Here is a 13,733-nt window from a genome sequence, read left to right as displayed (position 1 = left end):
ACCGCGGCTCATGGGAGAGGTGCCGGCGGGCGACGGGTGGGCAGGTCTGATGCGGGCGGGTTGCGGACCGCGCTGTCCGACGTCCCCAGGATAGGTCTGCCCAGCGTCAGCAGATCACACCGTCCGCTGGGTGGGCAGATGCGTCACAGGGGGTGGGTGTGGCGCCTGTCACGGCCTTGCCCGTGACGGCGGCACTGCCATACTTACGAGACCGTAGGTTACGGTTCCGTAGCCGTAGCCGTGCCCCCGAGCCCCCGACGAGGGACACCATGACCGCTGGTTCCGAAGCCGTAGAAGATCCCCCGATTCCTGCCGGTTCCTCCGCCGGCCCGGATGCCGCCGCCGCGGCGGCGTCCGCGACGCTGGGTGGCGAGCAGCGCAGGTCGATCGAGCAGATCACGCTGCTGCTCTTCATCACCGTCCCGTTCGTGGCGCTGGTCGCCGCGGTCCCGCTGGCCTGGGGCTGGGGGGTGAGCTGGCTGGATCTGGGGCTGATGGTGGCGATGTACTACATCGGCTGCCACGGCATCACGATCGGCTTCCACCGCTACTTCACGCACGGCTCGTTCAAGGCGAAGCGGCCGCTGCGGATCGCGCTGGCGATCATGGGCTCGCTGGCGGTGGAGGGGCCGCTGGTGCGCTGGGTGGCGGACCACCGCAAGCACCACAAGTTCTCCGACGCCGAAGGCGACCCGCACTCCCCGTGGCGCTTCGGCGAGACGGTGCCGGCCCTGATGAAGGGCCTGTGGTGGGCGCACATCGGCTGGATGTTCGACGAGGAGCAGACCCCGCAGCAGAAGTTCGCACCGGACCTGATCAGGGACGATGCGATCCGTACGGTCTCCCGCCAGTTCGTCCTGTGGACGACGGTCTCGCTGCTGATCCCGCCGCTGGTGGGCGGTCTGGTGACCTGGTCCTGGCAGGGCGCGCTGACCGCGTTCTTCTGGGGTTCCCTGGTCCGCGTCGCGCTGCTGCACCACGTCACCTGGTCGATCAACTCCATCTGCCATGCGGTGGGCAAGCGCCCTTTCAAGTCCCGCGACCGCTCGGGCAACGTCTGGTGGCTGGCCGTCCTGTCCTGCGGTGAGTCCTGGCACAACCTGCACCACGCGGACCCCACCTGTGCCCGGCACGGGGTGATGAAGGGGCAGCTGGATTCCAGCGCCCGGCTGATCCGCTGGTTCGAGAAGGCGGGCTGGGCCTATGACGTCCGGTGGCCGGACGCGTCCCGGCTGGACGCGCGACGCGCGGAGAAGGCCGCCGGGGGTGCCGCCCGGCGGTAGCGGGGAAGGCATCATTGACGGGTGGCGATCGACGACAGCAGTACCAGCGGCAACAAAGGCAAGTCTTCCTCCGCGGGGACGCGGCGGGCCCGCCGGGTCCGGATGACCGGTGCGGAGCGCCGGGAGCAGCTGCTGGACATCGGTCGCACGCTCTTTGCCGAGCGGGGCTACGAGGGCACCTCGGTGGAGGAGATCGCGGCGAAGGCCGGGGTCTCCAAGCCGGTGGTCTACGAGCACTTCGGGGGCAAGGAAGGCCTGTACGCGGTGGTCGTGGACCGCGAGATGCGGCAGCTGCTGGACATGGTGACCGGCGCACTGACCGCCGGCCACCCCCGCGAACTCCTCGAACAGGCGGCGTTCGCGCTGCTCGACTACATCGAGACCTTCACCGACGGCTTCCGCATCCTGGTCCGCGATTCCCCGGTGGCCCAGTCCACGGGCACCTTCGCCTCCCTGATCAGCGATATCGCCACTCAGGTCGAGGACATCCTGGGCCTGGAATTCAAGGCCCGCGGCTTCGACCCGAAGCTGGCCCCGCTCTACGCCCAGGCCCTGGTCGGCATGGTCGCGCTGACCGGCCAGTGGTGGGTGGACACCCGCAAGCCGAAGAAGGCCGAGGTCGCGGCCCATCTGGTGAACCTGGCCTGGCACGGCCTGGGCAACCTGGAGGCGAAGCCGCGGTTGATAGGGCATCGGAAGAACTGAGGGGTGGGAGGGGGCGGGGCCCGGGCGGGGGCAGGGCTCCTCGGTCGGGAGTCGCCCGGCGGGGATTCGCGGGTGGGGAGCCGCCGGTCGCGGCGTCCCTGGTGATCATCGTCTGACACACTGGTCGGCCGTCGTCACGTACCGCGCCTCACCAGGAACCACCGGACGGTGACCCGGGTACGCGAGGTGAGACCTCTGCGAACAAGGCGCGCCGGAGCTGGAGCAGCAAGCCGAATGACCGAAATAACGTTCTGCCTTTCCCGGGCAGAGTTCGCGCAGCAGTTCACCGCGCTTCCCGGGCACGAGGCATGGGGTGCTCTCCAGACGGGAAACGGGCGGATTGCCGCCGCATCACCGCTGGCCCTGATGCACCGCCGGGCCGGAAGTGACGACCACGAGCCGGCCTTCGCCCTCACCTCGCCGACGGACCCGGCCCACACCCTGTGCACCGTCGCCCCCGAGGCCGTCGCCGCCGGCTCGCAGACCGCTTATGCGGTGCGGGACGGAAGCGGCCACCTCATCGGCCGGATCGTTCACGAGCGTTCCCCGCTGGGAATTCGCCAGGCGTGGCGCATCGAGGACACGGGCAGGCGGTGCAGCGCGGTCGCCTACAAGGGGAATATCCGCGGCTGGATCGCTTTTTGGGCGTTCTCGCCGCTCTGGGTCGTCCTGGCGCTGATCCACCTCCTCAACGGCGAACTGCGTCCGGGCTCTTGGCTGTGGGGCAAGCCGTACCGCGCCCGCTGGCGCACGCGGACCGACGGCGGCCCGGGGAAGGCCCCCCTCGATTTCAACACCGGCCGCTACCGCGCCGACCCCGGCCTGCTGAATGTGCATCTCCTCTATGCGCAGGCCGCGCTGTACGGCGCATAGCGCCGATAGAGCTCCGAAGGGCGTGCCGCGACGGCGCTGAGCCCGGCGAAACTCCCCCCTTGACCGCCGTCCGGCACGCTGATGGGCCGTCGCCAGATGCCACGCCCAAGGGGAAACGTGGGACAGCCCCCGGGTACGCGAGGGTGAGACTCCCACGGGACGAGGCAAATCGAATCAGGAATGACGGAGTGAGCAATGTCCGAGGTCGCGTTCGGCATCACACGGAACGACGCTGCGAAGGAGTTCTCCGCGTTGCCGGGGTGTGCGGCATGGGGCATCCTGCACCCGGGACGGACCGGGAAGATGGCCCCCGGCCCGTCGCTGGCCCGGGTTCATCACCACCTCACCAGTTCCGAGCAACAGCCGGCCTTCACGCTGACGACCGCGGCAGAGCCTGCGCATTCCCTGTGCACCATCGCCCCTCAAGCCGGCGCCACCGACCGGCAGACCATCTATACAGTGCATGACGGATACGGCCGATTCATCGGCCAGGTGACCCACGAACGTTCCCCCCGAGGAATCCGTCAGGCGTGGCGCATCGAGGACGCGGGAAGGCAGTACAGCGTGACCGCCTACAAGGGGAATATCCGCGGCTGGATCACCTATTGGGCATTCTCGCCCTTCTGGGTCATTCTTGCGTTGCTGGATCTCCTCAACGGCGGTACGCATTCGAGCTGGTGGCTTTGGGACAAGCCCCGCCGCGCCCACTGGCGCACGCGATCCGGCGACAGGCCACGGAAGCCCGCCCTCGACTTCAAGTCCGGCCGATACCGCGCAGATACCGGACTGCTGGACGCGAACCTCATCTATGCGCAGGCAGTGCTGTACGGCGCGTAGCACCAGGCCTGGGCGCCGCTCTCCATTTCACGGATCGCCGCCATGCAGGCACTCGACATCTGGCGACATATCCGGCATAGCCTATAGTTTATTTCTTCATGCCTCTTTTCCATGCCACCTTGCTGCACATTACCCCTCCTTTAACCCTGTACTTTCACCCTGTCGGGCGGTCACGGTACGGTGAGCAAATGTGCCGATCAGGGATCGTCGCACCCAAGAAATAGCTGAGCGATGGGGGAATCGCGCTGTGGCAACAGACTTCAAAATAGATGTCGAGCGCATCCAGGCGATGCTCAAGAAGCTCGCGGATGCGGACGACCGCATGCGGGACGCGCAGCACCGGCTCAACAAGGTGGGCCCGAAGACTCTGGGCACCGATGGTCTCGACGACGCCTGTGACGAGTTCCAGGATCAGTGGGGTGACGGCATCAAGCGGATCGCGGGTGCCGCGAAGGAGATTCACGAGAAGCTCAAGCTGACGCTGGACGCCTATAAGGCAGGCGAAGAAGAGAACGCCAAGATGATGGGCAAGAAGTAACCGCCGGCGCAGCCTGATCGGCTCAACGCGATGCCGAAGCAAAGTTTGATCACACGGGGAGACGCATGTCCTGGCGCAGCATATTCATCGATGACGACTCGGCCTGGCCCGGCGTCAAGTTCAATCCGGCCAAGGGAGATCTGGACCAGATCCAGGCCCTCGCTTCGGATGTGAAGTCCGTCGGCGACCAGCTCGACGAGCTCGACCATATGCTCAAGTCGATCGGCAAGAGCGACGGCGCATGGGAAGGTGAAGCGGCGCAGAACTTCGCGAAGAAGCTCGGCGAACTTCCCAAGTACCTTCACCAGGGCAGCGAATCGATGCACGACTGCGCCAAGGCTCTGCGGGGCTGGCACACCCATCTGCAGGGATTTCAGCACAAGGCCGAAAAGATCGAGTCGGAGGCCGCGGCGACCCGCAAGGACGTGACGGCCAACCGGGAGCACTACGACCGCCTGAAAAAGCGGTACGACGGCCTCAATCTGATGACTGTGGACCCGGAGGACCCCGGGTTCAAGCAGCTCCTCGCCGATATCGACACGGCCACGCACAAGGTCGACAACTCCCAGGACAAGCTGGACGACCTCGTCCGCGAGGCCGAGCGCATCTACGCCCAGTGGAAGGACCGCGCCGGCGAGGCGGAGCGCGCGATTCTCAAGGCGTCGGAGAACCACCCGCCGGACCTCCACTGGTGGAACAGGGCGATCGACGGCCTCAAGGCCGGCTTCCGGGCCTTCACGGACTGGCTGGTCGAGAACGCGGATCTGCTGTCGACCATCTCGTCCGGCCTGGCGGCTGCCGCTCTGGCATGTCAGATCATCCCGGGTGTCGGCACGGCGGTGGGCACCGTACTCGGCGGCGCTTCCGCAGTGTTCGCGGCGGGCGCCATGGCGGGCCACTGGATCGGCAATGCACGGGGCAACGGCACATCGATGTGGAAGGTCGGGCTCGATGCCCTCGGCATCGTCCCGGGCTTCGGTGGGGCGATCAAGTCGGCGAAGGCCGGCTGGGGTGCGGCCGGCGAAGCCGGCGCCCAGCTCGGTGGAAAGCTGGCGGGGGCAGGCAAGGCCCTCAAGGCGGGGAACATCGCCAGGAATACCCCATCGGGCATGGCTGAGGCGTTCTCTGACGGCCTCGGCCAGAAGGGGATGAACTGGGTCTCCAAGACGTTGACCGGGAAAGAACTGCCGGGAGCCCACACCCAGTTGCTCCTCAAGACGCGCTCCACCCTCAATGGCGCCTATCACCACCTCGCCGACGGCGGCGAAACAAAGACCCAGGCGCCGGGCCCGTCCGGCGCCAAGTTCCATCAGACGCTGGCCGCCTGAGGGCTGAGAGGAACGCAAAGTGTCGTATCCGTCCGCCCCCGTCGAAGAGGCCGCCGCCGTTCCGCCCCCAGCGCCGAAGCGGGCCCGGCTGAACATCGGCTGGATCATGCCGCCGTTCGTACGGGAACTACCCGTGGACGCGCCGGACTACGAGACCGGTGCGGAGCAGTTGTACACGCTGGTCACCGATCTGATGGCGGATCGGTCGGACGAGGACCGGTTTCGTTTCGCGCTGGCGCTCGGGTCGCAGATGGACCTGATGTTGGAGGCCAATGTCATCTACGCCGGGCTGTGTTTCCTCGAAGTGGAGGGCCGTCCGAGCGGTTCCACCATCATCGTCAGCCAGATCGAGCACGAGAGCGACGACGACGAGGAACTCCTGCGCACCATGCAGGAGACACTGGAACGGACCCACCCCGACGATGAATACCAGCGCGTGGAACTGCCCTGCGGGCCCGCGCTCAGCCGCATCGGCGCATCAGGCTTCATCATCTCCGCACAGTGGTCGCCCACGGGCCAGGAAGTGGCGGTCCAGCAGTCACAGATCCAGGTGTACATCCCGTTGCCCGGCACGCGCGAGATGCTGATCTTCGCACTCGACTCCCCTTCCAGCGAGGACTGGGACCTGCACTCCGAACTCTTCGCCGAGATCCTCAAAACCATCGACTGGGGTACCGACCAAGAGGTCGAGGACTATCGGGCCATGCGGCAGAGCTCCCCGGCCACGGTCGAGCCGACGGACGGCGTGAAGCAGGAACCGTATTGGCACTCCAGCCGACTGATAGATGCCGTGGCACTGCACGGGAGCATGGGCGGTGGGCAGGTCACCTCCGTGACCTGCGCCCAGTGCTGGGCCAAGGGCCTACGGTCCGCCTGCTCGGCACGGCACGGCTGGTCCATCGGCAGCGTGATGAACGGCGATCTCACGCACGCACTTCCGAGGATCGTCGCCTCTTTCACGGCGCGAGGATGGCAGACAGAGACGGAAAGCTCCGGGAATCGCGTCCGCGTATGTGCCGGGGACGATGTGCCTGAGCAATCGGCCGGTTATGCGTTCACCGCGTCTGTGGACATCGAAGCCGGCACATTCACCGCCGTGGTGACCGCCCCGTGTCACCGCGCCACAGCGGCGCCTGATTCCCTGTTCGGCTGAGAGGAGCTGAGAGCATGCGAGCTGATCTGGAGCAGAAAATCCCCGCGGTACTGCCCGCGGGCGAGGTCTATCTGGGCGGGTTCACCACAACGCGCTCACCATTTGCCAGCGGTACGGATAGCTGTGACGTGCCGCATAAGCGACGGCCAGTCGTACTGGCCGACGGACGGCCGAGTTCGAAAGACTTCCTGGGTAAGTTCGGGGAATTCATCTTCCGGTTCCTGATCGCCGACGTTTCGTCGCCCAGTCAGTTCGACAGGGTGACGGATCCTGCCAAGAGGGCGAAGGCGCAGAAGCGGAAGAAGTCGTTCTTCGGCGGCTGGGACAGTATGGCCGGCCAGTGGCTGGCGGCAGCTCAGCCGCGGGCCAAGGTGGGCGTCGTCACCGCGGTCGCGCTCACCGAAAGAAATTTCCACTTCGTGTACGCGCAGTACAACCGCTGGAACGGGAAACTGGACGAGGCGATCGAACTGGGTCCGGCTTTCCGCCGCGACTGCCTTTCCTGGACCCGTCTGACCGGCGCCCACGACCACGACGTGCAGCTGGGTTTCACCGACGGCTCGTGGGGGACGCTGTTCGGCCCCGGCACAGACGAATGCGCGAAGTACTTCCCGCACACCCTCGGCAAGCGGGACCCCATCCCTTAGCCCTGCAATCGTGGAGCCGTCGGGCGCCTGTTTCCCCGTACCGGCCTGGACTGGCCTGGACGCGTCACCGCTCCGGCGGGCGGAAGGAGTTCCAGTTCGGGTTCGCCGACGGCTCCTGGGGGACGTTGATGGTCCCCCAGGACAAGGAGTTCCTGGCGCTGTTTCCCGGAACGCTCACTTACAAGGATCCCATTCCGTAACCGCCCCCACCGGCTCCAGGAATTCCAGTCGGTTGCCCACCGGGTCGGCCGAGTAGAAACGCCGGTGGCCCGGCAGGTGATCGTCCCAGGTGACGGTGGCGCCGGCGGCGGAAAGGCGGGCGGCGAGGGTGTCGATGCCGTGGACGCGGATTCCGGGGTGGGCCTTCTTCGAGGGGCGGAAGTCCGCCTCGATGCCCAGGTGGAGCCGGGCCGTACCGGCCTCGAACCAGCATCCTCCGCGGGCCGCGAGCGCCGGCGGCTTGGGGGTCTCCGTCATGTCGAGGAGGTCCGCGTAGTAGGCGCGCAGGGCGTCTTCGGTGCCGGGGGGCGCGGCGAGCTGGATGTGGTCGAGGCCGGTGATCACGGCGTATGCACCTCTGGGGGGATGAGTCGGGATGAATCGCTACGTGACGGGACGTTACGGACGGACGGCCCCGGGCGTCAGCGGATTCGCGGATGAGGGGCAGCGGGTCCGCGGGATCAGCTGGTCCGCAAGGGCCGGTAGGGGTCGGCGGGGGGCGGCGGCTAACACCCCGCCACCGGCTTCCGGGCGACGGCGAAGATGCGGCGGAAGGGGAAGACGGTGCCGTGGGGGCCGGTGGGGTAGGCCTTGCGGAGGGCGTCGCGGTATTCGGCGAGGAAGGCGTCGCGGGCGGCCGGGTCGTTTTCCAGGGCGGTCAGGACGGGGCGCAGGGCGGTGCCCTTGACCCAGTCGAGGACCGGGTCATCGCCCTTCAGGAGCTGGACGTAGGTGGTTTCCCATACGTCGGTGGCACAGCCGAGGTCGGTAAGGCGCTCCAGATAATCGGCCGGTTCGAGGATGTGGACGAAGCGGCGGCCGTGCAGGGTGAGCCGTTCGCGCCACTGGGGGGCGTCGCACAGCTCGCCGAGGAGGGCGTGGCTGGGCGAGGTGAAGTTGCCGGGGACCTGGAAGGCGAACGTGCCGCCGGGGACGAGGGCGTCGATCCAACGGGCGAAGGAATCGGGGTGGTTGGGGACCCACTGCAGCGCCGCATTGGACACGATCAGGTCGTAGGTCTCCTCGGGGGCCCAGTCGGCGGCGTCGGCGGGGGCGAAGTCGAGGTGGCCGCCGCCCGCGGTGGGGCCGGCGTGGGCCTCGGCTTCCTTGAGCATCTCCGGGGAGTTGTCGTATCCGGTGATATGGGCGTCGGGCCAGCGTGCGGCAAGCACGGCGGTGACGTTTCCTGGACCGCAGCCGAGGTCGGCGATGCGGGCGGGGCGGTCCGGCCGGGGCAGGTCGGGTATCCGGGCGAGCAGGTCGTGGAAGGGGCGGGTACGGTGCCCGGAGTGGCGGAGGTATTGCTGCGGATCCCAGATGGGTGCGTCGTGCATGATCGAAACCCCTTTGCCGATGCAGGGCTGATACAAGGCTGGCACGGTCGGATTCGGGCCGTCTCGGCTGGAAACCGAGCCCCCGCCGACGATGCCCCATAGTCCAGCGAAATATATCTCGACGTCAAGAGACTTCATGTCGACAGACCCTCTACACTGATCGTCATGGAGGACGAGGTCGATCGACTGGTCGCAGCATGGCGCCGCGAGCGCCCGGACCTCGACGTGGAACCGCTTGAGGTCCTCAGCCGTGTCTCCAGGCTGGCCAGGCACCTTGACCGGGCCCGCCGTATCGCCTTTTCCGAGGTGGGCCTGGAGCCCTGGGAGTTCGACGTACTCACCGCGCTGCGGCGCGCCGGGGCGCCGTATCAGCTCTCCCCCGGGGCGCTGCTGACCCAGACCCTGGTCACCTCGGGGACGATGACCAACCGCATCGACCGGCTCGCCAAGAAGAACCTGGTCGAGCGCCTGCCCGACCCGAGCGACCGGCGCGGAGTGCTGGTCAGGCTGACGGCCGAGGGCCGCGACCGGGCCGACCAGTCGCTGGCCGGGCTGCTGATACAGGAGCGTGCGATCCTCGCCGAGCTCTCCCACCAGCAGCGTGGCGAACTGGCCGGTCTGCTGCGGCGGTTGACCGGGCCGTTCGACAACATTCCGGGATAGGCCGGCTTTCCGGGGGAGGCCAACATTCCGGAGCAGGTCAGGATTCCGGAGTAGGTCAGGGCTGAGTCCGCGCGCACAGGCGCTCAGGGACCGGCGCGCACCGCACTTTTTTTGGTGGAGCGCATGCGACTCACGTGCGCCCCCTAAATCTGCACGCGCCCCTCTGCTCCCCCCTCTCCTCCCCTGTCCCCTTGCCCGCCGCTCGTCCCGTGGGCTTGGATCGCGCCATGAGCCAGCAGCGCGCATCGCACCCGGCGAACGGCCCGTACGGCAAGCGGTTCGAGGGCCGTACGGTCCTGGTGACCGGTGCCGCCGCCGGGATCGGGGCGGCCACCGCCGACCGGCTGGCGGCCGAGGGGGCCGGCGTGCTGCTGCTGGACATCGACGACGCGCGCGGCGAACACACCGCACGGCGGATCCGGGCGGCCGGCGGCCATGCCTCGTACGAGCACTGCGATGTGGCGGACGAGGACGACTGGCGGCGGGCGGTCGAGGCGGCACGGCGGCGCTACGGACCGGTGGACGGGCTGGTCAGCAACGCCTTCCTGCCGTATGTGGCGTCCGCGGGACAGACCCCGCTCACGGACTGGGACCGGCAGCTCGCGGTCAATCTCACCGGCTCCTTCCTCGGCGTGCGCACCGCCCTGGAGGATCTGCGGACGCGCCATGGCACGGTGGTGCTGACCTCGTCGGTGCATGCGCTGATCGGGCTGCCGGGGCGGCCCGCGTACGCCGCGGCCAAGGCCGGGCTGACCGGTCTGGGGCGCCAACTGGCCGTCGAATACGGGCCGGAGGTCCGGGTCAACAGCGTGCTGCCCGGCCCCGTACTGACGGCGGCCTGGGACGGCATCGGCGAGGAGGAGCGGCGGGCCGCCGCCGCGCAGACGGCGGCGCGACGGCTGGGTCGGCCCGAGGAGGTCGCCGCCGCCATCGCCTTCCTGCTCTCCCCCGAGGCGTCCTTCGTCACGGGCGCGAGCCTCGTCGTCGACGGGGGCTGGAGCGTGTACAAGAGCTCTTCGTGAGCCGGCCTCACCGGGGCGGGCCGCGACGCCCGCCCGGGCCTTCGCCCCGTAGGGGGATCCGTTCGACCCGTAGGGGGATCCATGGGCATCCATTTCGGCGGCGACTACAACCCCGAGCAGTGGCCCGAGGAGGTGTGGGCCGAGGATCTGAAGCTGATGAAGGCGGCCCGTGTCACCATGGTCACCGCCGGGATCTTCTCCTGGGCCAGGGTCGAACCCCGGCCCGGGGCCTGGGACTTCGGCTGGTTCGACCGTGTCATGGACGGGCTGGCGGGCGCCGGGATCGCCGTCTGTCTGGCCACCATGACCGCCTCGCCCCCGCCGTGGCTCTCCCACGCACACCCCGAGATCCTGCCCGAGGACGCCGACGGCCGGCGCCGCTGGCCCGGCGCGCGGCAGCACTACTGCCCCTCCAGCCCCGTCTACCGGGCACACGCCCTGCGCCTGGTCAAACAGCTCGCCGCCCGTTACGCCGGCCACCCGGCGCTGGCCATGTGGCACATCGGCAACGAATACGGGTGCCACACCCGCCAGTGCTACTGCGAGGTGTCGGCCGACGACTTCCGGCGCTGGCTGCGCGCACGCTACGGGGACATCGACGCGCTCAACTCCGCCTGGTCGACGGCCTTCTGGTCGCAGTCCTACGGCGACTTCGACGAGGTGCTGCCGCCGCGCTCCGCGCCCACCTTCCCCAACCCCGCCCAGCAGCTGGACTACCTGCGCTTCGGCGACGCGGCCCTGCGCGCCTGCTATCTGGCCGAAAAGGCGGTGCTGGAGCGCCACACCCCCGCCATTCCGGTCACCACCAATCTGATGCCGCAGCACAAGCCCGTCGACGCCTTCGCCTGGTCCGCGCACATGGACGCGATGGCGCTGGACTTCTACCAGGACCCGTACGCGCCCGACGACCACATCCGGGCCGGCTATGTCTTCGACCTGATGCGCTCGGCGCGCTCCGGGCAGCCCTGGATGCTGCTGGAGCAGGCACCGGGCGCGGTCAACTGGCGCCCCCGCAACGGCCCCAAGCCGCCCGGCGCGATGCGGCTGTGGAGCTGGCAGGCCGTCGCGCAGGGCGCGGACGCGGTGCTGTACTTCCAGTGGCGGCAATCGCTGGGCGGCGCGGAGAAGTTCCACTCGGCGATGCTGCCGCACGGCGGGACCGGCACCCGTGTCTTCCGCGAAGTGGCGGATCTGGGGCGGGAGCTGGGGTCGCTGCCGGGCATCGAGGGGACCCGGTCACGGGCCGCGGTGGCGCTGCTGGCGGACTGGCACAGCTGGTGGGCGCTGGAGCTGGACTCCAGGCCGTCGAGCGCGCTGGACCACTCCCGGATCGCGCTGGATCACTACCGGCCGCTGTTCGAGGCGGGCGTGGCCTGCGATGTGGTCCCGCCGCAGCGCGACCTGTCCGGCTACCGGCTGGTCGTGGCGCCCAATCTGTATCTGCTCACCGCGGACAACGCCGCGCGCCTGACCGCCTATGTGCGGGACGGTGGGCACCTGCTGGTGTCGTTCTTCTCCGGGATCGTCGACGCGCACGACCGGGTGCACCCCGGCGGATATCCGGGGGTGCTGCGGGAGCTGCTGGGGCTGCGGGTGGAGGAGTTCTGGCCGCTGGACGAGGGCCGGTCGGTGGGCGTCGACGGCGGGGCGTGCACGGGGCGGGCGGATCTGTGGTCGGAGGTCATCGACCTCGAAGGGGCCGAGGCGGTCGCCCGCTTCACGGACGGGGAGCTCGCCGGGCGGCCCGCGGTGACCCGGCACGCCTACGGGCGGGGCACGGTCTGGTACGTGGGCACCCGGCTCGGTGCGGCGCCGATGCGGGCCCTGCTGGACGGCGTACGGGCGGCGGCCGGGGTCACGCCCGTACTGCCGGGGCTGCCGAAGGGCGTCCAGGCCACCGTCCGCGAGGGTGCCGGCGGACGGTATCTCTTCCTGCTCAACCACGGGGCCGGGGACGTGGAGGCCGTGCTGCCGGGGCCGATGCGGGATGCGCTGGCGGGGGTGGACGGGGCGGGCGAGGGCGAGGGCGGGGCCGGTACCGGGGTCGTCGACCGGGTCAGGCTGGGGCCCCGGGGCGTGGCCGTACTGACCGAGCCCGGCGCGTAGGACGGCGCGCAGGGCGGTGGTCCTGCGCACGGGCGGCGCTCCTGTGATGCTCCCGCGCTCGCGCGCGGGGTCTCAGGCCCACGCACCCCCTCGCACGCCCCCTGCGGCCCCGGCAACTACAGCCCGCACCCCCTCACGGCACCGGCAACTACAGCCCGCACCCCCTCACGGCACCGGCACCGACGCCGACGCCGCCGCCGCGGCCGCCGCCTCCAGTTCGACCGGGCCGACCCCGGCCCGGCGGGCCAGCGCGACGGCCGCGAGGGTGGAGTGCACCCCGAGCTTGCCCAGCACGTTCTGCATATGGGTACGGACCGTGTGCGGCGAGAGGAACAGCCGCTCGGCGACCGCCTTGCGGCCCAGCCCCGCCACCATGCAGCGCAGCACCTCGCGCTCGCGCGGGGTCAGCGACTCCACCAGCCGTTCGCTCTCGGAGCGGTGCTTGCGGGCCGCCGTCAGCTCCCGCAGCACACCGGTCAGCAGCGCGGGCGGCAGATGCGTCTCGTCGCGCAGCACGCCGCGGATGACGGCGAGCAGCCGGGAGAGCGAGCAGTCCTTGGCGACCCAGCCGGAGGCGCCGGCCTGCAGCGCGGCGGCCGCGCGGCGCGGGTCGTCGCGGTCGGCGAGCACGACGGTGCGCAGATACGGATGGCTGGTGCGCAGGCCGGAGACCAGCGCGATGCCGTCCCGCGGCACGGCGCGCGGCACCGCGTCGCGCGGCGCGCCCTGCGCGGGCACCGCGAGCAGCGGCGCGGCGAGGTCCGCGTCGGCGAGCAGCACGTCGAACCGGCGGCCGTCGGTGACCGCCCGGTCCAGATTGCGCAGCGCCGCGGGGGCGCTGCCCGCGGCCGCTACGTCCACGTCCTGTTCCGCGGCGAGCGCGGCCGCCAGGGATTCGGCGAAGATGCGGTGGTCGTCGACCACCAGAACCCGGATGCGTTGCACAGAGACCCCCTGTCTCGGTGAACGGACCATAGCGGGCACGACGCCCGGATTGAAGATCGCCTCAGCCGCACGGCCGCCGC

Annotated in this window: 14 protein-coding genes; 11 read left to right on the top strand and 3 right to left on the bottom strand. The window is 69.5% G+C overall.

Annotated features, from left to right (window positions below):
• The first annotated feature begins 269 nt into the window (after positions 1-269).
• The 8 genes from D9V36_RS26575 to D9V36_RS26540 all read left to right on the top strand — a co-directional run bounded on the left by D9V36_RS26575 (position 270) and on the right by D9V36_RS26540 (position 7,364).
• Positions 270-1,283: an acyl-CoA desaturase gene (locus D9V36_RS26575; protein WP_129295966.1), complete on the top strand. Its 1,014-nt coding sequence runs from the start codon at positions 270-272 to the stop codon at positions 1,281-1,283.
• A 21-nt stretch (positions 1,284-1,304) separates the two neighbouring features.
• Positions 1,305-1,988, top strand: a complete 684-nt coding sequence (locus tag D9V36_RS26570) for a TetR/AcrR family transcriptional regulator (RefSeq protein WP_042156353.1) — start codon at positions 1,305-1,307, stop codon at positions 1,986-1,988.
• A 234-nt stretch (positions 1,989-2,222) separates the two neighbouring features.
• Positions 2,223-2,861: a hypothetical protein gene (locus D9V36_RS26565; protein WP_129295965.1), complete on the top strand. Its 639-nt coding sequence runs from the start codon at positions 2,223-2,225 to the stop codon at positions 2,859-2,861.
• Positions 2,862-3,056: 195 nt separating this feature from the next.
• Positions 3,057-3,698, top strand: a complete 642-nt coding sequence (locus D9V36_RS26560; RefSeq protein ID WP_129295964.1) for a hypothetical protein — start codon at positions 3,057-3,059, stop codon at positions 3,696-3,698.
• 247 nt (positions 3,699-3,945) lie between these two features.
• Positions 3,946-4,236, top strand: coding sequence for a WXG100 family type VII secretion target (locus D9V36_RS26555; RefSeq protein WP_176956506.1), 291 nt, complete (start codon positions 3,946-3,948; stop codon positions 4,234-4,236).
• 65 nt (positions 4,237-4,301) lie between these two features.
• Positions 4,302-5,564 carry a WXG100 family type VII secretion target gene (locus tag D9V36_RS26550; protein WP_129295963.1) on the top strand — a complete coding sequence of 421 codons (1,263 nt, stop codon included), beginning with the start codon at positions 4,302-4,304 and terminating at the stop codon, positions 5,562-5,564.
• Between the two features lie 19 nt (positions 5,565-5,583).
• Positions 5,584-6,717, top strand: a complete 1,134-nt coding sequence (locus tag D9V36_RS26545) for a hypothetical protein (protein WP_129295962.1) — start codon at positions 5,584-5,586, stop codon at positions 6,715-6,717.
• 14 nt (positions 6,718-6,731) lie between these two features.
• Positions 6,732-7,364: a hypothetical protein gene (locus D9V36_RS26540; RefSeq protein WP_129295961.1), complete on the top strand. Its 633-nt coding sequence runs from the start codon at positions 6,732-6,734 to the stop codon at positions 7,362-7,364.
• A 174-nt stretch (positions 7,365-7,538) separates the two neighbouring features.
• On the opposite strand, the gene D9V36_RS26535 is transcribed toward D9V36_RS26540, so the two are convergent.
• Both D9V36_RS26535 and D9V36_RS26530 read right to left on the bottom strand, forming a co-directional pair.
• On the bottom strand, positions 7,539-7,928 hold the full coding sequence (locus D9V36_RS26535) for a VOC family protein (protein WP_129295960.1): 390 nt from the start codon (positions 7,926-7,928) through the stop codon (positions 7,539-7,541).
• A 161-nt stretch (positions 7,929-8,089) separates the two neighbouring features.
• Positions 8,090-8,917, bottom strand: a complete 828-nt coding sequence (locus D9V36_RS26530) for a trans-aconitate 2-methyltransferase (RefSeq protein WP_129295959.1) — start codon at positions 8,915-8,917, stop codon at positions 8,090-8,092.
• 165 nt (positions 8,918-9,082) lie between these two features.
• Between D9V36_RS26530 and D9V36_RS26525 the strand changes: the two genes are divergently transcribed.
• From D9V36_RS26525 to D9V36_RS26515, 3 genes are all read left to right on the top strand, one after another.
• Positions 9,083-9,580 (top strand): MarR family winged helix-turn-helix transcriptional regulator, encoded by a 498-nt coding sequence (locus tag D9V36_RS26525; protein ID WP_129295958.1) that lies wholly within the window; start codon positions 9,083-9,085, stop codon positions 9,578-9,580.
• 227 nt (positions 9,581-9,807) lie between these two features.
• Positions 9,808-10,602 carry an SDR family NAD(P)-dependent oxidoreductase gene (locus D9V36_RS26520; RefSeq protein ID WP_129295957.1) on the top strand — a complete coding sequence of 265 codons (795 nt, stop codon included), beginning with the start codon at positions 9,808-9,810 and terminating at the stop codon, positions 10,600-10,602.
• 81 nt (positions 10,603-10,683) lie between these two features.
• The gene (locus D9V36_RS26515; protein ID WP_129295956.1) at positions 10,684-12,708 is read left to right on the top strand and encodes a beta-galactosidase; all 2,025 of its coding nucleotides are present in this window, start codon (positions 10,684-10,686) and stop codon (positions 12,706-12,708) included.
• 165 nt (positions 12,709-12,873) lie between these two features.
• Here the strand turns inward: D9V36_RS26515 and D9V36_RS26510 are convergent, their stop codons facing one another.
• A complete protein-coding gene (locus D9V36_RS26510; protein WP_129295955.1) occupies positions 12,874-13,653 on the bottom strand; it encodes a response regulator transcription factor in 780 nt (259 codons plus the stop codon).
• Positions 13,654-13,733: the final 80 nt, after the last annotated feature.

The organism is Streptomyces lydicus (assembly GCF_004125265.1).
Classification (GTDB): Bacteria; Actinomycetota; Actinomycetes; order Streptomycetales; family Streptomycetaceae; genus Streptomyces; species Streptomyces lydicus_C.
Note: the sequence above shows the minus strand (reverse complement) of the source record. Positions and strands in the feature narration are given on the sequence as shown.